Source organism: Sphaerisporangium sp. B11E5, from assembly GCF_039871875.1.
GTDB lineage: Bacteria > Actinomycetota > Actinomycetes > Streptosporangiales > Streptosporangiaceae > Sphaerisporangium.
Window position 1 is genome coordinate 15887 of sequence record NZ_JBDPMD010000059.1, and the last position, 19386, is coordinate 35272.

Below are 19386 nucleotides of genomic sequence, written 5' to 3' on the forward strand. Positions count from 1 at the left end.
ATTATCCCGTGCCCGGGGTGTGCCCGCCCCGTCCTTCCGCTCCCGGACCCGGAAGAAGGCGTACGGCCGGCGCCCCCGGCGCCGGCCCCGCGTGCTCAGATCAGCCGCTCCACCAGGGCGTGGTACTCCTCCCACAGCCCTTCGGGGAGGTGGTCGCCGAACGTCGCGAAATGCTCGGGAATCAGTTCGGCCTCCTGCCGCCAGGCGTCCCGGTCCACGGTGAGCAGGGTCGCCAGGTCCTCCTCGGCGATGTCCAGCCCCTTGGTGTCGAGGGCCCCCATGGGCGGCAGCAGCCCGATCGGCGTCTCCACGGCCTCGGCCCGGCCGTTCAGGCGCTCGACGATCCACTTGAGCACCCGGCTGTTCTCGCCGAAGCCCGGCCACAGGAAACGGCCGGAGGCGTCCTTGCGGAACCAGTTGACGTAGTACAGCCGCGGCAGCGTGCCCGGCCGCGCCGAGGCGCCGACGTCCAGCCAGTGGCCGAAGTAGTCACCCATGTTGTAGCCGCAGAACGGCAGCATGGCGAACGGGTCGCGGCGCAGCTCGCCGACCTTGCCCTCGGCCGCGGCGGTCTTCTCGGAGGCGACGTTCGCGCCGAGGAACACGCCGTGCCGCCAGGAGAACGACTCGGTGACCAGCGGTACGGCCGTCGCGCGGCGTCCGCCGAACAGGATCGCCGAGATCGGCACGCCCTTCGGGTCGTTCCACTCGGGCGCGATGGTCGGGCACTGCCCGGCCGGGGTGGTGAAGCGGGCGTTCGGGTGGGCGGCGGGCTCGGGCGAGTCCGGCGTCCAGTCACGGCCCCGCCAGTCGGTCAGGTGCGCGGGCGGCTCGCCGGTCAGCCCCTCCCACCACACGTCGCCGTCGTCGGTCAGCGCGACGTTGGTGAAGATGCTGTTGCCCCACAGGGTGCGGATCGCGTTGGCGTTGGTGGTCTCGCCGGTGCCGGGGGCCACGCCGAAGAACCCCGCCTCGGGGTTGATCGCGTACAGCCGGCCGTCCGCGCCGAACCGCATCCAGGCGATGTCGTCGCCGACGGTCTCCACCTTCCAGCCGGGGATGGTGGGCTTGAGCATGGCGAGGTTCGTCTTGCCGCACGCCGAAGGGAACGCCGCCGCGATGTAGCGGGTCTCGCCGCTCGGCGGGGTGAGCTTGAGGATGAGCATGTGCTCGGCCAGCCAGCCCTCGTCCCTGGCCATCACGCTGGCGATGCGCAGGGCGTAGCACTTCTTGCCGAGCAGCGCGTTGCCGCCGTACCCCGAGCCGTACGACCAGATCTCCCGGGTCTCGGGGAAGTGGCTGATGTACTTGGTGTCGCTGCACGGCCAGGGCACGTCCTCCTGGCCGGCCGCCAGCGGCATGCCCACCGAGTGCACGGCCTTGACGAAGTCGCCGCGCTCCTCGATGAGCCGCAGCGCCTTCTCCCCCATGCGCGTCATGATCCGCATGGACACCACGACGTACGGCGAGTCGGTGATCTCCACGCCGAGCTGGGAGATGTCGCCGCCGAGCGGACCCATGCAGAACGGCACGACGTACATGGTGCGGCCGCGCATGCAGCCCTCGAACAGCTCGCCGAACGTGGCGCGCATCTCGTCGGGCGCGATCCAGTTGTTGGTCGGCGCGGCGTCCTCACGTCGCTCGGAGCAGATGAACGTGCGGTCCTCCACGCGGGCGACGTCGGAGGGGTCGGAGGCGGCGTGGAAACTGTTGGGCCGCTTGGCCAGGCGGGTGAACGTCCCCTGCTTGACCAGCAGGTTCGTGAGGCGGGTCCACTCCGCCTCGGACCCGTCACACCACTCGACACGGTCGGGCCGGGTCAGCTCGGCGATCTCCCGGACCCACGCGACGAGCCCGGCATGCGTGGTCGGGGCGGTCATCTCGGTTGACACGGACACGGGGCCGACTCCTTACTCTCAGGCCAGTCATCATTGACGACATACGGTCCTGAATCCAATTGGCGTAGACCAGTCAATGAAACGCGGGTTCAAGAGCCCTTAAAAAGGGGAGATCTGCGCCCGATATTTCAGCCCTGTTTCCCGCCTGTGAATTCACGACACCGCCGTTGCCCCCGCTCCGCCACCCGCCCACAGGGCGTAGCCGCAGGCAGAGGCCTCGATGGTCCGTCGGAGTTTACCCATGTTTGACCGAGATAAAAGCCGACGACCCGGTCACCCGTGTGCCGGGTGATCGGGTCGCGAGCGGAGATTGGTATAGGCCAGTTCGAATGGTCTAAACCGGTTCAAGAATTGGTTTACACCAATTCACGAAGGGAGATCGGGCCCCGCGGAACGCACCCGATCGACCTGCTGAAGAGCATCACGCAGGTCAGCGAGCCACGTATCCGTGTGGCTCCCCACCAGCCGCACACACCAAGCAAGCGCGTCACTGCGACTCCGCGCCACCCCCGCCGCCACCAACGTGTCCAGCACCCGCCGCTCCGGCTGCCGCAACCGCGTCATCACCGGGATCGACAACGTGGTGAACATCACTGTCTCGCCCCCGCACCGCACCCCCCACGACACCTTCCGCCGGTACCGATGCTCAGCCTCCCGAGCGATCTCGATCCGCCGCTCCCGCGTCTCCTCCCTGAACCGCTGCACATGCCCGTCAACCAACGCGTCCCGCTCAGCACCACTCGCCTCTACCGCCGCCGCCGGCAGAGGAATGACCCCGATGACGGCGACCTCCTCCCGATCAAGAACGATCTCCGGCGCCTCGGTGAACCAGCCCGCGGGGAGCCTGCCTGTGAACCATGAGGTGATGATCGATTCATCCTTTTCCATGTAATGATGATTACACCGCTATGGGTACTGCACAAGACAGTGCGTACCACCGGCATCGGCCACCTGAGCCCCGACCCCGGCGGGCCCTGGGGGCCACGCGTAGCGCAGACAGCGGAGGGAGAGAAAACCATGGTCCGTGAGCCGGTGACAGGCGTTCCGTCCCCCCGGCATCGCGACGACGGGATACGAAACGGCGAACCGCACGCCCTCGCACGGCGAGCGGCCATCCTCGCGTACGCGGTGAGCCAGCTCCTCTTTGGCGCCGCAGCGAGACGTCCGGCGCGCTTCGACGGCCAGGCGAAGCCCCTGAGCCAGCTCCTCTTTCGCGCCGCAGTGAGACCCCAGGCCGTCACTGCCGCGACGCGCCAGAAGCGCCTCGGCGGTCATCCTCACGTACACGGCGTGGCCGGCTCTTCCCGCCGCAGAGACCCCGAGAGCGTCACCGTCGCAGCGCGCCAGGAGCGCCTGGGGCGGGTGGACCTCCCGCTCTTCCACGGGTAGCCGTCAACCGGCACCGCGACGGCGGGACCTGGTACGGCGTACTCGGCGCCCTGATACGGCGGGCGACCATCGCTGTCCGCATGACGGACTGTCCTGGCCCCGTAAATGCCGTACTACGGCGGTGCTATCGCGCTCCTCCGTCGCGCCTGGAGCGCCTGGAGCGCCTGGGGGCAGAATGCAGCGGGTGGACCTCCCGCTCTTCCACGGCTGGCCGTCAACCGGCGCCGCGACGGCGGGACGTGGTACGGCGTACTCGGCGCCCTGATACGGCGGGCGACCATCGCTGTCCGCATGACGGAGTGTCCTGGCCCCGTAAATGCCGTACTACGGCGGTGGTGTCGTGCTCCTCCGTATGGCGGTGCCCCGGTCGTTGTCCTGGGGCTCGCCGTGTCGGCACTCAGTCACCGCCGTTCGGGGACGGCGGGACTCTTCTTGCTTGGTACCCGCCACCGGTCAGTAGTCCGTGGGGGTCCGGGGGGTGAGGGCGGCTGGAGCCCCCTGGGAAACACAGTCCGAGCCGGAAGGCGCCCTGGCGCCTGGAGGGGAGGACCACGCTTTGAACGGTGCACCACCTCACCGCCCACCGACTGGGCGACGTACGAAGGCGCCGAGATCGCCGTACCACGTCCCACCGCGTCGGCGCCGATCGAGACGGCTGCGGGCGGGGCGGGCACGGACGGCGGGGACGCGGCGCGGACGGCGGGGACGCGGCGCGGACGGCGGAGCGCGGCGCGGACGGCGGAGCGCGGCGCGGACGGCGGAGCGCGGCGCGGACGGCGGAGCGCGGCGGGGTGCGGCGCCAACGGCGAGGTGCGGCGTCGGCGGCGGAGCGCGGCGCGGGGCGGGATGGGGGCGAGGCGCGGCGGAGGCGCGCGTGGGGTGGGGGGTGGGGGTTAGCGGGCTTGGGTGGCGGCCCAGGGGCTTACTCTTACTACGCCTGCGAGGTTTCTGGTGTTCAGGGGGGAGATTTTCACTACGTCGCCGGTGCGGGGGGCGTGGAGCATTTTGTCGTTGCCCCAGTAGATGGCTACGTGGGAGATGTAGCCGGGGTTGGTGGGGTCGCTGCGCCAGAAGAGAAGGTCGCCTGGCTGGGCTTGGGCCAGGGGGATCTGGGGGCCGGTGACCCATTGTTGGTGGGTGACTCGGGGCATGCGGACGCCGGCTTGGGCGAAGGCCCATTGGACCAGGCCGGAGCAGTCGAAGGTGTCGGGGCCTTCGGCGCCCCAGACGTAGGGGCGGCCCAGTTTGCTCGCGGCGGCGGTGAGGGCTGCCCGGGTCTGGTCGGGGGTCATGAAGGAGCCGGTGGGCCAGGTGCGGCGTTGCTGGACGGGAGTGGGGAGGGTGGGGGTGATCAGGGCGATCTGGGTGCCTTTGGGGAGAGCTTTCAGGAGGCGTTGGCGCAGGGCCGGGGCGTCGGCGGTGGGGGCGCTGATGACCAGGGCGTTGCGTTCCGGCATGCCCAGGGCGCGGGCGGTGTCGCGGGAGACCACGGCGTTGATCAGGCCCATGCCCATGGTGGCGTAGGCGCCCACGCGGAGTTTGCGGCTGCCGGCGTCCAGCGTGGAGCCCAGAGGGACGCCGCCGTCGTTGCCGAGGGTGAAGGACACCGCGACCTCACCGGCGGCCACACCGGTCCACAGGGCGTCGGAGCGGGCGGTGGACTTCGGGGTGTAGGCGCGGAAGGTCGAGGGGTCGACGCCCATGGTCTGGACGCGTTTGCCGCCCATCATGACGTCGGCGGCTCCGACGATCTCGACGGCGCGCACGCCGACGCGGGAACGCACCGCGCGGACGGCCGCGGCGGACAGCTCGCGGGGGGCCACCACGAACAGGTGCGGCTTGCGCGGCGTGGTCAGCGGCGCGACCGGTGCCGGCGCGGCGGACGGCGGCAGCGCGCCGGTGGCGGCGACGTACCCGGTGCCGGGCTTGACGATGGTGCGGCGCGGGGTGGTGGGGCGCTGGGACTCAAGGTCACCGAGCACCATGAGGTCGGCGGACACCACCGCGACCAGCGCCACCGCGACGGCCGGCACGACCCGGCGCAGCAGCAGAGGGGACGGCGGGCGGCGGTAGGGGGCACGGCGCGGCGCCGGGCGGAAGGCGAGGTCCCTGCGCGCCTCCGACAACACCCCTGCCAGCCGGGCGGGCACACCGGCGAGGCCCCTGGACAGGCCCTCTCGGACGACGGTAGAGCCACGCGGTCGCCGATCGAGCACGTCCACCCCTTCCACGGTGCCCTTGTCACCGTCGTTCACGGACCCCGGCCCGCTCCGGCCGGGCCGTCGTCCTGTCCACGGACCCTCGGAAAGCCGCGGCGCCCCGGGGAAGCCCCGTCTCTGCGTTCTCGTAGGCCTCTGCGGGCCACAGTCGAGGGTGCCGTACGCCGCGCGGTCCCGTCCACCCGTCAGCGCTCCCCTTTGGTGCCGATTGTCACCGAAGTTCACGGCGGATGTCCGGGATTCCCCCAGAACAGCCGCGATCCGCCGGAGCCGGGCTCCGGCGGATCGGGGTCACAGTCGTGTGGCGGTCGCGTCAGCCCCCGCACATGGCTCAGCCGCCGATGTACGGCACCGCTTCGAGGATCTCGACGGTGTTCTGCCGGCCGTTGGGGAGCGTGTACGTGGCGCGCTCGCCGATCTTCTTGCCGTTGATCGCGGCGCCGAGGGGGGACCGCGGCGAGTAGACGTCGATCGGCGCGCCGCTCTCCTCGCGGGAGGCCAGCAGGAAGGTGACCTCGTCGTCGTCGCCGTCGAAGCGGATGGTGACCGTCATGCCCGGCCCCACCACGCCCTCGGTGCGCGGGGCCTCGCCCACGCGCGCCTGCTCAAGGAGGTGGCGGAGCTGGAGGATGCGGCCCTCCATCTTGCCCTGCTCCTCCTTGGCGGCGTGGTAACCGCCGTTCTCCTTGAGGTCGCCCTCCTCGCGGGCGGCTTCGATCTTCTTGGCGATGTCGACGCGCCCGGGCCCCGAGAGATACTCGAATTCCGCCTTCAAGCGGTCGTACGCCTCCTGCGTCAGCCAGGTGACGTTCTCGTCGCGGGAGTCGACCACGGGTTCTCCTTGCGTACTCGTGAGAGTTGCGAGCGTCCGAATTCCGGGAGACTAACAAATTAACCCGTTCGAACGCTTTCCCAAAAGTCTTATTGTACGAGATAGCAGTACTGCACGTGGCCCGATGCGGCGGGCGCGCTCGTCCGCAGCCGTTCCGTGAGCTGGACGGCGGAGGATCCCGCGGGCACCGTGACGTCGCGGGCGCCCACTTCGGCCTGCCGGGTGTCCATCGCGCGCAGTCTGCACACCGCCGCACGGTCCTCCGGCTTGCTCACCTGGAAGGTTATCGTGACCGAGTCCGGGCCGCCCACCTGAAACGTGATCACCTGGCTGAGAGCCTCGGGGTTGCCCCGCGCGGACATCATGACGTAGCCCCAGCCGGCCATGGCGAGCGCCACGAGGACACCCACGACCGCGAGCACCGCGTACCGCGTCGATCGCCCGAGCCGCCCCTCGCGCTGCGTAGGATCGGGCACCGGGCCGAGAACCGGCTGGTCGACACGGGCGCCCGCGCCACTATCGGTCATGGTGGAATCTCCAAGCGGTCGCTCGTCGTTGCACGACACAATTGTCCCCCGCGGGGGCGGCGGCCCCCGCTTCACCCCTGAGCGAACCCGGCCCGGGTCCGCACCCGGGATACCTGAGGAGATACCAGCCGTGAGTGCACCGCTGAGGCTGATGGCAGTACACGCGCACCCCGATGACGAGTCGAGCAAGGGCGCCGCCACGATGGCCCGGTACGTGGCCGAAGGCGTCGACGTGCTGGTCTGCACCCTCACCGGCGGTGAACGTGGCTCGGTGCTGAACCCCAAGATGGACCGGCCCGACATCGTGGCCAACATCTCCGAGGTCCGCAAGCAGGAGATGGAGAAGGCCCGCCAGATCCTCGGGGTCCAGCAGACCTTCCTCGGCTTCGTGGACTCGGGCCTGCCCGAGGACGAGAACGAGCCGCTGCCCGATGGCTGCTTCGCGCTGCAGCCGCTGGAGGTGGCGTCGGCCCCGCTGGTGGCGGCGGTGCGCGAGTTCCGGCCGCACGTGATTCTCACCTACGACGACGACGGCGGCTACCCGCACCCCGACCACATCATGACCAACAAGGTGTCGGTGGAGGCGTTCGAGGCGGCGGGGGACCCCGACCGCTACCCCGGCCTCGGCGAGCCGTGGCAGCCGCTGAAGCTCTACTACCACATGGGCTTCACCAAGGAGCGTTTCGAGGCGCTCCACCAGGCCATGACGGACCGCGAGATAGGTTCGCCGTACGCCGACTGGATCGCCCGGTGGGAGGACCGCCCGCAGAAGTGGGACGTGACCACGCGGGTGCCGTGCGGCGAGTACTTCGAGGTGCGCGACCAGGCGTTGCTGGCGCACGCCACGCAGGTGGACCCGGACGGTTTCTGGTTCGTCTGCCCCCGTGAACTGCAGCAGGAGATCTGGCCCACCGAGGACTACCACCTGGCACGTTCCCTGGTGGACACCGAGACACCGGAGGACGACCTGTTCACCGGCATCCACGCCTGCGACCGCACGCGCGCCCACCCCTGAGCGGAGGCGCGGCCCCGCGGTGGCAGACTGGCCGTGTGACTGTTCACGCCGCACACGCGGCCGCCCTGGCGGCGGCGGCCGCGCCCGCCGCCCCCTACGGCCCGGGCCTGCTCGGCTTCATCGTGGTCGCCGCGATCGGTGTCGCCCTGTACTTCCTCATCAAGTCGATGAACAAGCAGATGTCGAAGATCGAGGTCCCCCGCGAGAACGAGCCGGAGCGGGCCGGACCCGAGACGCGACCGGACGGGCCCCGCTGAGCACGGCCGCGGGCCCACGAGAGGAAATTCCCATGGAGCACGCGGTCGAGGTCGCGGAGAACAAGGACGCCCACCGCTTCGAGATCACCGTCGAGGGGCGGCTCGCCGGTTTCGTCAAATATCGCCGCCGCCCGGGGCAGCTCGTGTTCACCCACACCGAGATCGCCGAGGAGTTCGGCGGCAAGGGTCTCGGCGGCAGGCTCATCGGCGCCGCGCTGGACGCCGCCCGCGACGCGGGGGTGAAGGTCGTGCCGGTCTGTCCCTTCGTGGGGAAGTACGTCGAGCGCCACCCCGAGTACCGCGACATGATGGCCGAGGAGTCCGGGGACGCGTGAGTCAGCGGGCCGACCAGGCCCGCTCCAGGGCCTTCGGCAGGCCCCACCAGCCGAGCTGGGTGAGCACGGCGCGCTCGTCCACGATGCCGAGCCGCTCCCACAGGGGCGTGACGGCCGCGAACAGCGACTCGGTCATCTCCAGGTCCTCGGGCTCGTCCATGTCGATGTCGATGTCCTCGGACTCGGCGACGAACCGGGCGATGCGCTCGGGCGAGGCGAGCACCCCGGGGCCGCGCCTGGCCAGCTCCACCACGGCGGCGAGCCAGTCGGCGTGGTGGATGGTGCACAGGGCCGCCAGCGCGGAGTCCTCGGGGCTGAGCTCGCTCTCCAGGTCCCAGAAGCGGTGGTCGTCCTCGTCTTCCTCCTCCAGGTCGGCGACGGGGGACGCGATGCCCGCCGCGACCATGAGCCACAGCTCGGCGTCGCTCTCGGGCAGAACGCCGTCGTCGAAGCCCGCGCACGCCCGCAGCACCGAGGCGGGGTAGCCGGGCTCGGCGAGCAGCGCCCGCAGCCGGCGCGCCGCGGCCTCCAGCTCGGCGGCGGGCAGCTCGGGCTCGGGCAGGTCGGCCAGCACGCGGTTCAGCTCGCTGAGCGCGAAGGCCTCCTCCTCGTCCCAGGCGGCGAACAGCCCTTCGTTGAGCTCCTCGTCCACGACGGCGCCCGGCACGCGGCCGTCCGGCAGCGTGGTGCGCAGCCAGCGGTCCTGCACCTCCTCGTACACCCGCCGCGCCTCGTGGTCGCCGAGTGCCAGCCGGTCGGGGTCGATGTCGCCGCGCGCGACGTGCTCCTCCAGGTGCGTGACGAGCATGTCGTACAGCTCGGACGCCGCCGGGCCGCGTTCCCCCTCGTCGGGCCAGACGAAGTGGCCGCGGGTGATGAGGATGGGCTCGGTGCCGGTGGCCTCCAGCCAGCGCTGGACGTCCCCGACGGTGGCCGCTCCGGACTCGATGCCGGTGAGCGCGGCCTTGGCCGAGTTCCAGAACGGCACCGAAAGGGGGTTGCCCGCGGCGCCCATCTCACGGCGCAGGTCGGGCAGGGACACCAGGGCCTGGCCGCTCGGCACGGCGAGGAGCGCGCGGGCGACGTCGCGCCGGGTCAGCGCGGCCGCGGGACGGCCCGCGTGCTCGCTGACGAACTCCAGATCAACGCTCACGCTGTGTGAGACTACGCCCCGCCGCCCGCTGGGGACAGCGCGACCGCCGCTCCCGCCGACATTTCCCGTCGAACATCCCGCATATCTGCGACACCGTCATGTCATGACTAGGCGGTGAGCGCTATAGATAGCCGCTGACCTGGGGAAAGGTGGGAAAGAAGAAGAATTCCGCACCGAGGAGGGACCATGACGGTGACAGAGACGTCGCGCACGAGCCGGCAGAGGAACCAGGAGCGATCCAGTCCCAATGGGGATCTGCTCGCCCTGGACACGCCAGTCGTCAGTCTCCATCTCCACCGTCCCCACATGCCGCGGATGCCGCGCATGCCGCAGATGAAGATGCGGCAGATGGCGGAGGGCAGCCGGCAGGAGACGGCCCGCGCGGTGGAGACCGCACGCACCTTCCTTCCGCCGCCCGAGCGCATGCTGTACTACGGGGCGCTCGGCGCGCTCGCGGTGTTCGGCCTGGTGGAGTGGCCGGTGGCCGCCGCCATCGGGGTGGGCACCATGGTCGCCCAGCGTGCCCGCCGCCGCGAGGGCGAGGGCATGGAGGAAGCCGCCCGCCCGTCGGCCCGGACGGAGACGGCCGCGTCCCGCACGACCGGCACGACCGGGCGCACGACCAGGACCCCGTCGCGCACCACCCGCACCGGCACCACGTCGGCGCGCACGTCGCGTACCACCGGGACGTCCGGCACGACCCGCTCCCGCGCCGCCGGCGGCACGTCGCGCACGACCGCGGGCAGGTCGAGCGGGACGAGCGGCGCCGCCGGGACATCCGGCACATCGAACACGACAACGGCGAGATCCACTTCCGCACCTAAATAGGAGAGGGACCCAGGAAGACCTTGAATCGCCTCTGACCTGGGCAGACCTATGATCGAACGATCAAGCCGCCACCCGCGGGCTTGACCGTGCCGAGATCGTGATCCGTCCCTGGAGGCGTGGTGTTCCTGTTCCGTGAACTCAGGGGCCCGGCGGCCGCGCTGATCTCCCTGCTTCCCGAAGCCGTGCGCGGGATCCTCCCCCGCACACGGCTGGTGCACCCGTGCGCGGGCGGGCTGCGGGTGGAGCTCCACCACATCGGCCGCCCGGGGAGCGCGTCCGCCGCGCGTGCCCTCGAGGAGCGGCTGTGCGCCCTTCCCGGCGTGACGCGGGCCGAGGTGAACGGCGCGCTGCGCTTCGTCTACATCGGCGGCGAGCCGGACACCGTCCCGATGGACGAGCTCCTCGCGGTCCTCGCCACGCTCGACACCTCCGAGAAGGCCGGCGAGGACGGGTTCGAGGAGGACGAGGAGCAGGAGGAGGCGGCCGAGGGGGCCACGACCGGGCGCCGGCGTCACACCGGGCGCACGGCGCGGCACGCCGTCGAGCACCAGGCCCGCGCGCTCGTCGAGCTCGGCGCGGGAATGTTCGGCGCCGGTGTGGCCGTGATCGGCCAGGTCACGCAGGTGACCCGGGCGCCCGCCGCGCTGCCCGCGCTGCTCCAGCTCGTGGAGGCCACGCCGCGCGTCCGCCACGAGCTGGAGAAGCGGATCGGGCGCCCGGCGTCCAACGTCGTCTTCGCCTCCACGCGGTTCACCGCGCAGACGCTCGCGCTGCGCCCCTTCGGTCTGCTCATCGACTCCCTCGCGGCGCTCGGCCACGTCGCCGAGGCCCAGGCCGCCCGCCACGCCTGGCGGGCGCAGGAGGTCGAGTTCGCCCGCAGGAAGGGCGCCTACCGCTACATCCGGCGCCACGTCCCGCCCCGGCCCGTGCCGCTGCCGTACGGGCCGGTGGAGCGCTACGCGGACACGATCAGCGCCGGCGCGCTGGCGTCGTACGGCGTCACCACCGCGCTGTCGGGGCCGCGGCGCGCCCTCGCGATGCTCGTCGCCGGCACCCCGAAGGCGGCGCGCCTCGGCCGCGACGCGTTCACCAGCGCCGCGGGCCGCGCCGCCGCCCACCGCGGCGCGCTGATCCTCGACCGCGAGTCGCTGCGCCTGATGGACCGCATCGACACCGTCGTCTTCGACGCCGAGGCCCTCACCACGGGCACCTGGACCGTCCACGAGGTGATCCCCCTCGTGGACGACCACGAGGAGCTGCACGCCCGCGTCTACACGCTGCTGGAGGGCACCGACGCGACCACGCCGCGCGCCCAGGACGGCTGGGCGAGCACGCCCCTCGCCGACCCCCCCGAGCCGGCGGCGCACTGGCGCGGCCTCGGCGTGCGCGCCCTCTCGGTCACCCGCGACGGCGAGGAGGTCGCCCTCGCCGGCATGGTGCCCGAGGTGCACCCCTACGCCGAGACCCTGGTGCGCACGGCGAACGAGACCTGCCGGGTGGTGATGGTCGGCGGCGGCCCCAGCCTGCCCTGGCGGCTCGGCGTGGAGGCGCCGCCGCCGGGGGCCGCCCGCCCCGCCACCCTGGTGCGGAGCCTCCAGGCGCAGGGACACATCGTCGCGATGGTGGCGCGGCGCACCCGGCGCGGCCTGGCCGAGGCCGACTTCGGCATCGGGCTGTTCTCCAGCGCCGCCCGCCCGGCCTGGGACGCCGACGTGCTGTGCGGGGCGGAGGCCGCGCACCTGCTGCTGAGATCGCTTCCCCTCGCGAGGACCACCAGCAGGCGCAGCGTGCGGGTGACCGCGGCCGGCGCCGCGGCCGGAAGCATGCTCGCCCTGGTCGGGACGGGGTTGCGGTCCCTGCGCCGGGTGCAGCTCGCCGCCGACTGCACCTCGCTGGTCGCACTGGGCACCGGCGTGTGGGGCGGGCGCGACCTCGGCAAGGTGGCGCTGCCGCCGCGTGCCGACCGTACGCCCTGGCACGCCCTGCCGGTGACGGACGTCCTCAACCGGGTCGCCTCCTCGGCGGCCGGGCTCACCGCGGCCGAGGCGGAGCAACGCAGGAAGCTTCCCGAGAGGGGCAAGGAGGTCAAGCCGCCGTCGCTGCTGCGCGCCACCGCCGAGGAGCTCGCCAACCCGCTCACGCCGGTGCTCGGCGTGGCGGCGGGCATCTCGGCGGCCGTGGGGTCGGCGCTGGACGCCATGCTGATCACCGCGGTGATCGGCGTGAACGGCCTCATCGGCGGGGCGCAGCGCACCGGGGCCGACCGGGCGCTCACCCGGCTGTCCGACGCCACCGCCGTGCCGGTGCGGCTGCGGCGCCCCGACGGGACGTCCGCGGGCGTGGCCGACCAGCTCGTGCGCGGCGACATCATCGAGCTGCGGTCCGGCGACGCCGTGCCCGCGGACTGCCGCGTGATCAAGGCACGCGGCCTGGAGGTGGACGAGTCCGCGCTCACCGGGGAGTCGCAGCTCGTCGCCAAGTCACCCGCGCCCACCGCCGCGGTGGCGGTGGCCGACCGCCACTCCATGGTCTACGAGGGCACCACCATCGCCGCCGGGTACGGCACCGCGGTGGTCATCGCCACCGGCACGGCCACCGAGGCGGGCCGCACGGAGGACCTCGAGGTGCGGGAGAAGCCGCCGACCGGGGTGGAGCTGCGCCTGCGGGCGCTCGGCCGGCAGATCATGCCGGTGGCGATCGGCTCGGGCGTACTACTCATGATCACCAACCTGATCCGGCGGGTGCCGCCCGGCGTCGCGCTCGCACCCGCGGTGAGCCTGGCGGTGGCGGCGGTGCCCGAGGGGCTGCCGTTCATCGCGACCCTCGCCGAGCTGGCGGCGGCCCGGCGGCTGTCCACCCGCGAGACGCTGGTGCGCAACCCGTCCACGATCGAGGCACTCGGCCGGGTGGACGTGCTGTGCTTCGACAAGACCGGCACCCTCACCGAGGGGCACATCAGCCTCGGGCGCATCTCCGACGGGCGGGTGGAGCGCTCGGTGGACGAGCTGACGCCCGAGTTCCGGCGCATCCTCGCCGCGGCCCTGCGCGCCGGGCCACGCACCGAGGGGGACCGGCCGCCCGCGCACCTCACCGACCGGGCCGTGCTCGACGGGGCGCGCCGCGCCGGGGTGAGCGGGACCGAGGGGCTCGGCGGCTGGGAACGCGTCGCCGAGCTGCCGTTCGAGCCGACCCGCGGCTACCACGCGGTGCTCGGCGTGGCCCCTGGGGGCGGCGCCGCCGTGGTCACCGCGCCCGGTGACGCGGGAGCGGGGCCGTTCGTGGGCGAGACGTCGGAACTGGCGGCGCTGCGGACCGCCGCGTCCATGGCCGGGCGGCCCTCACGCGTGCCGCGGCCCGGCGGCACGGTGCACGTGCTGAGCGTCAAAGGCGCGCCGGAGGTGGTCCTGCACCGGTGCGCCACCATGCTGAACGACGGCCAGGTGCTGCCGGTGAACCGGGAGACCGCCGAGTCGCTGGCCAAGGAGGTGGACCGGCTCGCCCAGCAGGGGTACCGGGTGCTGGCCGTGGCCGAGCGCATCGCGTCCGACCGCAGGGACCTGGACGAGTCGCGGATCAAGAACCTGTGCTTCCTCGGTTTCCTCGGCCTCGCCGACCCGGTGCGCTCCACCGCCGCGGACAGCGTGCGCAGGCTGCGCAGGGCCGGGGTGCGGGTCGTCATGATCACCGGCGACCACCCCAGCACGGCCGAGGCCATCGCCGCCGAGCTCGGCGCGCTGGAGGGCGGCCGCATCATGACCGGCCCCGAGCTCGACAAGATCGACGACGCGGAGCTCGCCGAGGCGCTGCCGGAGGTGTCGGTGTTCGCCCGGGTCACGCCCGTGCACAAGGCCAGGATCGTGGACGGCCTGCAGCGGGCCGGCCGCATCGTGGCCGTCACCGGGGACGGCGCCAACGACGCGCCCGCCATCCGGCTGGCCGACGTCGGCATCGCGCTCGGCTCGCGGGCCACCCCCGCCGCGCGGGCCGCCGCGGACGTCGTGGTGACCGACGACCGCATCGAGACGATCGTGGACGCCATCGTCGAGGGCCGCGCGATGTGGAGCTCGGTGCGCGACGCGCTCGGCGTCCTGCTCGGCGGCAACCTCGGCGAGATCGCCTTCACGGTCGGCTCCAACCTGATCGCCGGCCGCAACACCCTGAACGCCCGCCAGTTGCTGCTGGTCAACCTGCTGACCGACATGCTGCCCGCGCTGGCGATCGCCGTCCGTCCTCCGCGGGCCACCAGCCCGGAGAAGCTGCTGGCCGAGGGCCCGGAGGCGTCGCTCGGCGCCGCGCTCACCCAGGACATCTACGTGCGGGCCGGGGTGACGGCCGCCGCGGCATCGGTCGCCTGGATGCTGGCGCGGGCCACCGGCAGCGAGGGCCGCGCCGACACGGTCGGGCTGATCGGGCTGGTGTCGGCGCAGCTCATCCAGACGCTCATGCTCGGAGGGCGGGACCGCACCGTGCTGGTGGCCACCGGGGTGTCGATGGCGGCGCTGTTCTTCGCGGTGTCGATCCCCGGGCTCAGCCGGCTGTTCGGATGCCGCCCCGTCGGGCCGGTCGGCTGGACCATCGGGGTGGGCAGCGGCGCGGCGGCCGGGCTGGTGAGCCGGTGGGTGAGCTCGCTGGAGGCGGGCGGCGCCGATGCTGGTCACTGAAAGTTCACCATTTAGACACCCAGATCGTGACAAGTAGCCAGAAACCTGCTTAATCATGTAGAAAGCAGGCGAAAGTCCCCAACTGTGAGGTTTCTGGTGTCCGACTTCCTTGCCGGCGTACTCGCCAAGGCAGCAATCCTGATCGTTGAGGCGCTCGTCATCCGCCTCGTCCAGGTCTGGGCGAACCGGGCGGCTCCTCAGGCCGCCTGACGGGCCGGACCGTTCCCGGTCCGTCCCACCAGCCAGACGGCCATCACCCCGACCGGCCGGCCCGGGTCCCGCCACCCGGCCCGGCTCACCGGGTCCCGCACGGCTGACCGGGCTCGGCTCGCCGAGCCCGGCACCCCGCTCACCCGGCTCGGCTCGCCGACCCCGGCACGCCACCCACCCGGGCCGGCACGCCACCCACCCGGGCCGGCACGCCGTTCACCCGGCCGGCACGCCGACTCCGGCATGCCGTTCACCCGGGCCGGCACGCCGACCCCGGCACACCACCCACCCGGGCCGGCACACCGGGCCGGCACACCGTTCACCGGGGCCGGCACGCCGACCCCGGCACACCACCCACCCGGGCCGATTCACCGGGCCGGCACGCCGTTCACCCGGGCTGGCACGCCGTTCACCCGGGCCGGCACGCCGACCCCGGCACGCCACCCAGCCGGGCCGGCACGCCGAGTCCGGCACACCACCCACCCGGCTCGGCGCGCCGGGTCCGGCGCGCCGCTCGGCCGGGCTTGCCTTTCCGGCCGGTCGAGCCGGGCGCTTCGCGAGCCGGTCGGCCGGTCACGTCTTCCCTGCGACCGGCCGGTGGCGGCCCGCCGGGGTCCGGGGCCGGCCGGTGGGTCATGATGGTGTCTCCTGTCCTGGAGGTGCCGGTGGCCGAGCGGCCGTTCGTTCTGTTGTCGGTCGCGACGTCGATCGACGGTCATATCGACGACACGTCCGGCATGCCGCTCGCCCTGTCCAACGAGGCCGACTTCGACCGCGTGGACCATGAGCGGGCCGGGTGTGACGCGATCCTCGTGGGCGCGGGGACCATCAGGGCCGACGATCCGCGTCTCCTGGTCCGGTCCGCCGCGAGGCGGGCCGGCCGGGTGCGGCGGGGGCTGCCGGCCACGCCGCTCAAGGTCACGCTGACCGGGAGCGGGGAGCTGGACCCGTCCGCGCGGTTCTTCACCCTCGGCGACACCGAGAAGCTCGTGTACGCCACGAGCCCGGCCGCCGCCCGCGCCAAGGAGACGGCGGGGGCCGTCGCCACGGTCGTGGACGCGGGCGACCCGCTGGACCTCGCCGGTGTGCTCTCCGACCTCGCCGCGCGCGGGGTGCGGCGCCTCATGGTCGAGGGCGGCGGCGCCGTCCACACGATGTTCCTCGGCGCGGGGCTGTTCGACGAGCTCCACCTGGTCGTCGCGCCCTTCCTGATCGGCGACCCGGCGGCCCCGCGTTTCCTCGGGCCCGGCGCCTTCCCGTACGGCCCCGGCAACCCCCTGCGGCTGGCCGAGGCGCGGCCACTCGGCGACGTCGTGCTCCTGCGCTACCTGCCGCCCCACGCGTCCGGCGCCCCCGGGCCCGGGACCGATATGGCGTGGCTGCGTGAGGCGGTGGAGCTGTCGCGGCGGTGCCCGCGCTCGGACACCGCGTTCGCGGTCGGCGCCGTGGTGGTGGCCGCGGACGGCGAGGTGCTCGCCACCGGCCACTCGCGTGAGGCGGACCCGCTCGACCACGCCGAGGAGGCCGCACTGGCCAAGATCCCCGCGGGGGACCCGCGCCTCGCGACCGCGACCGTCTACACCTCCCTGGAGCCCTGCACCACCCGCGCCTCCCGGCCCCGGGGCTGCACCGATCTGATCCTCGCCGCGGGGATCCCCCGTGTGGTGTTCGCCTGGCGGGAACCGGGTGTCTTCACCGACTGCGTCGGGGCGGAGACCCTCAGGGACGCCGGCCGCACGGTCGTCGAGCTGCCCGGCCTGGCCCCGGAGGTCCGCGCGGTCAACGCCCACCTGTTCCCCGCGTGACCCGCGCCGCCGTCGCGGCGGGTGTGACGCGGGTGGGTGGGAGGTTAGGATGCAGCGGGGCCGGTAGTGGCGCCGATCAGATGAGCTGAGGAGTTCGCCGGAGATGTACAAGGAGTTCGCGCTCGAAGTCGTGGTGTGGCTGATTCCTGTGGTCATCCTGCTCGGGGTCGCTTACCTCGTCACCGCGGGCTGAGCCCGTCCGCCCCCCGGCGGTTCCGCTTCGCGCGAGCGGACATGATGGAGTCGTCTGAGGGACGACGGCGCCGGGAGGACCGATGAACAGGCTGCGGGACGCGACGAGTCCTTACCTGCTCCAGCACGCGGGCAACCCCGTCGACTGGCACGAATGGGGCGCGGAGGCGTTCGCGGAGGCGCGGCGGCGTGACGTGCCGCTGCTGATCTCGGTGGGCTATTCGGCGTGCCACTGGTGCCACGTGATGGCGCACGAGTCCTTCGAGGACCCCGCGACGGCACGCATGATGAACGACGGGTTCGTCAACGTCAAGGTCGACCGTGAGGAACGGCCGGACGTCGACGCCGTCTACATGAACGCCACCACGGCCATGACCGGGCACGGCGGATGGCCGATGACGGTGTTCGCCACCCCCGAGGGCCACCCCTTCTACGCGGGAACCTACTTCCCCCGCCAGCAGTTCCAGCGCCTGCTGTCCGCCGTCTCGCAGGCCTGGACGCAGGACCGCGAGGGCGTGCTGGCCCAGGGCGGCAAGGTCGTGGCGGCGCTGGACGAGGCCGCGCTGCCGTCCGGCGCGGCGCCGACCGCCGAGGTCACCGAGCAGGCCGTGCGCGACCTCGCGGCGTCGTTCGACCCCCGCAGGGGCGGTTTCGGCGGGGCGCCGAAGTTCCCGCCGTCCATGGTGCTGGAGTTCCTGCTGCGGCACGGCACCGAGGACGCCACCGAGATGGCGGCCGTCACGCTGGAGGCGATGGCGCGGGGCGGCATCTACGACCAGCTCGGCGGCGGGTTCGCCCGGTACAGCGTGGACGCCGACTGGGTGGTGCCCCACTTCGAGAAGATGCTGTACGACAACGCGCTGCTGATGCGGGTCTACGCCCACTGGTGGCGCGCCACCGGCTCGCCCCTGGCCCGCCGGGTCGTGCTGGAGACCGCCGGGTGGCTGCTGCGCGAGATGCGCACCCCCGAGGGCGGCTTCGCGTCCGCGCTCGACGCCGACAGCGAGGGCGAGGAGGGCCGGTTCTACGTCTGGACGCCCACCCAGTTGCGCGAGGTGCTCGGCCCTGAGCGGGGCGCGTGGGCGGCGTCGGTGTTCGGGGTGACCGACGCGGGCACGTTCGAGCACGGCACGTCGGTGCTGCAGCTGAGCGCCGACCCCGAGGACCAGGGGATGCTGGACGACACGCGGGCGGAGCTGTTCGCCGCCCGGTCGGCCCGGGTGCGTCCCGGCAGGGACGACAAGGTGGTGGCCGCGTGGAACGGCCTCGCCGTCGCGGCGCTCGCGGAGGCGGGGGCGCTGCTGCGCCGCCCCGACCTGATCGACGCGGCCCGCGGCGCCGCCGAGCTGATCGACACCCTGCACATCGACGGTGCCCGCCTGCGGCGCACCTCCAAGGACGGCCGCGTGGGACGCAACGCCGGGGTGCTGGAGGACTACGCCGACGTCGCCGAGGGGTTCCTCACGCTGTACGGGGTCACCGGCGAGGCGCGGTGGTTCGAGCGGGCCGAGGCGCTGCTCGGCACCGTGCTCGACCGGTTCGCCGACGGCGACGGCGGTTTCTACGACACGCCCGACGACGGCGAGCGACTCTTCCAGCGCCCGCGCGACGCCACCGACGGCGCCACGCCCTCCGGCCGGTTCGCCGCCGCCGGAGCCCTGCTGACGTACAGCGCCCTCACCGGCTCGTCACGGCACCGCGCCGCCGCCGAGGAGGCGCTCGGCATGGTGTCCGCCCTGGCGCCCCGGCACGCCCGGTTCGCCGGCTGGGGGCTCGCGGTGACCGAGGCCGCCCTGTCCGGCCCGGTGGAGGTGGCCATCACCGGCGCCCCTGACGACCCCCGCACCGCGGCCCTGCACCGTGCGGCGCTGATGTCCGGCGTGCCGGGGCTGGTGATCGCCCTCGGCGACGGCGACGTGCCGCTGATGCGCGGCCGCGGCCTGGTCGGCGGCGAGCCCGCGGCGTACGTCTGCCGGAACTTCGCCTGCCGCCTGCCGGTCACGACCCCGGCCGACCTCACCAAGGAGCTTCTGGGCAGCGCCACGATGCGCTGAGCCCTCACCCG

Annotated in this window: 13 protein-coding genes and 1 pseudogene; 7 read left to right on the forward strand and 7 right to left on the reverse strand. The window is 72.9% G+C overall.

Annotation, left to right across the window (positions count from 1 at the left end; genetic code table 11):
* Positions 1–95: 95 nt before the first annotated feature.
* From ABGB17_RS34000 to ABGB17_RS34020, 5 genes are all read right to left on the reverse strand, one after another.
* On the reverse strand, positions 96–1880 hold the full coding sequence (locus tag ABGB17_RS34000) for a phosphoenolpyruvate carboxykinase (GTP) (protein WP_347637596.1): 1785 nt from the start codon (positions 1878–1880) through the stop codon (positions 96–98).
* 384 nt (positions 1881–2264) lie between these two features.
* Entirely contained in the window at positions 2265–2786 is a 522-nt protein-coding gene (locus ABGB17_RS34005; RefSeq protein WP_347637538.1) for a hypothetical protein, read from the reverse strand.
* Positions 2787–4180: 1394 nt separating this feature from the next.
* Positions 4181–5542, reverse strand: a complete 1362-nt coding sequence (locus ABGB17_RS34010; protein ID WP_347637540.1) for a C40 family peptidase — start codon at positions 5540–5542, stop codon at positions 4181–4183.
* 295 nt (positions 5543–5837) lie between these two features.
* A complete protein-coding gene (gene greA, locus ABGB17_RS34015) occupies positions 5838–6338 on the reverse strand; it encodes a transcription elongation factor GreA (RefSeq protein WP_347637542.1) in 501 nt (166 codons plus the stop codon).
* An 89-nt stretch (positions 6339–6427) separates the two neighbouring features.
* Complete coding sequence (locus tag ABGB17_RS34020) at positions 6428–6865, reverse strand: DUF4307 domain-containing protein (protein WP_347637544.1); 438 nt, start codon at positions 6863–6865, stop codon at positions 6428–6430.
* A gap of 130 nt (positions 6866–6995) precedes the next feature.
* Between ABGB17_RS34020 and mca the strand changes: the two genes are divergently transcribed.
* From mca to ABGB17_RS34035, 3 genes are read left to right on the forward strand one after another with little or no spacing between them, the layout of a single operon-like run.
* Positions 6996–7880 carry a mycothiol conjugate amidase Mca gene (mca, locus tag ABGB17_RS34025; protein ID WP_347637546.1) on the forward strand — a complete coding sequence of 295 codons (885 nt, stop codon included), beginning with the start codon at positions 6996–6998 and terminating at the stop codon, positions 7878–7880.
* Positions 7881–7915: 35 nt separating this feature from the next.
* Positions 7916–8137, forward strand: coding sequence for a hypothetical protein (locus ABGB17_RS34030; protein ID WP_347637548.1), 222 nt, complete (start codon positions 7916–7918; stop codon positions 8135–8137).
* A gap of 32 nt (positions 8138–8169) precedes the next feature.
* Positions 8170–8472 (forward strand): GNAT family N-acetyltransferase, encoded by a 303-nt coding sequence (locus ABGB17_RS34035; protein ID WP_347637550.1) that lies wholly within the window; start codon positions 8170–8172, stop codon positions 8470–8472.
* 1 nt (position 8473) lies between these two features.
* Here ABGB17_RS34035 and ABGB17_RS34040 read toward each other — a convergent pair whose 3' ends face one another.
* Together ABGB17_RS34040 and ABGB17_RS34045 are read right to left on the reverse strand one after the other, a co-directional pair.
* On the reverse strand, positions 8474–9625 hold the full coding sequence (locus tag ABGB17_RS34040) for a hypothetical protein (protein ID WP_347637552.1): 1152 nt from the start codon (positions 9623–9625) through the stop codon (positions 8474–8476).
* A gap of 431 nt (positions 9626–10056) precedes the next feature.
* A complete protein-coding gene (locus tag ABGB17_RS34045; RefSeq protein ID WP_347637554.1) occupies positions 10057–10437 on the reverse strand; it encodes a hypothetical protein in 381 nt (126 codons plus the stop codon).
* A gap of 135 nt (positions 10438–10572) precedes the next feature.
* Between ABGB17_RS34045 and ABGB17_RS34050 the strand changes: the two genes are divergently transcribed.
* From ABGB17_RS34050 to ABGB17_RS34065, 4 genes and pseudogenes are all read left to right on the forward strand, one after another.
* Positions 10573–15114: a cation-translocating P-type ATPase gene (locus ABGB17_RS34050; protein ID WP_347637556.1), complete on the forward strand. Its 4542-nt coding sequence runs from the start codon at positions 10573–10575 to the stop codon at positions 15112–15114.
* Positions 15115–15962: 848 nt separating this feature from the next.
* Positions 15963–16631, forward strand: a pseudogene (locus ABGB17_RS34055) (RibD family protein); the annotation flags it as partial.
* Between the two features lie 63 nt (positions 16632–16694).
* Positions 16695–17129, forward strand: a complete 435-nt coding sequence (locus ABGB17_RS34060) for a deaminase (protein ID WP_347637598.1) — start codon at positions 16695–16697, stop codon at positions 17127–17129.
* Positions 17130–17404: 275 nt separating this feature from the next.
* Complete coding sequence (locus ABGB17_RS34065) at positions 17405–19375, forward strand: thioredoxin domain-containing protein (RefSeq protein WP_347637558.1); 1971 nt, start codon at positions 17405–17407, stop codon at positions 19373–19375.
* The last annotated feature ends 11 nt before the right edge of the window (positions 19376–19386 follow it).

Bases quoted from the DNA above. Each gene is read 5' to 3' on its own strand.
- ABGB17_RS34000 (WP_347637596.1), bottom strand. From the start codon at position 1,880: ATGACCGCCCCGACCACGCATGCCGGGCTCGTCGCGTGGGTCCGGGAG.
- ABGB17_RS34005 (WP_347637538.1), bottom strand. From the start codon at position 2,786: ATGGAAAAGGATGAATCGATCATCACCTCATGGTTCACAGGCAGGCTC.
- ABGB17_RS34020 (WP_347637544.1), bottom strand. From the start codon at position 6,865: ATGACCGATAGTGGCGCGGGCGCCCGTGTCGACCAGCCGGTTCTCGGC.
- ABGB17_RS34035 (WP_347637550.1), top strand. From the start codon at position 8,170: ATGGAGCACGCGGTCGAGGTCGCGGAGAACAAGGACGCCCACCGCTTC.
- ABGB17_RS34060 (WP_347637598.1), top strand. From the start codon at position 16,695: ATGGCGTGGCTGCGTGAGGCGGTGGAGCTGTCGCGGCGGTGCCCGCGC.
- ABGB17_RS34065 (WP_347637558.1), top strand. From the start codon at position 17,405: ATGAACAGGCTGCGGGACGCGACGAGTCCTTACCTGCTCCAGCACGCG.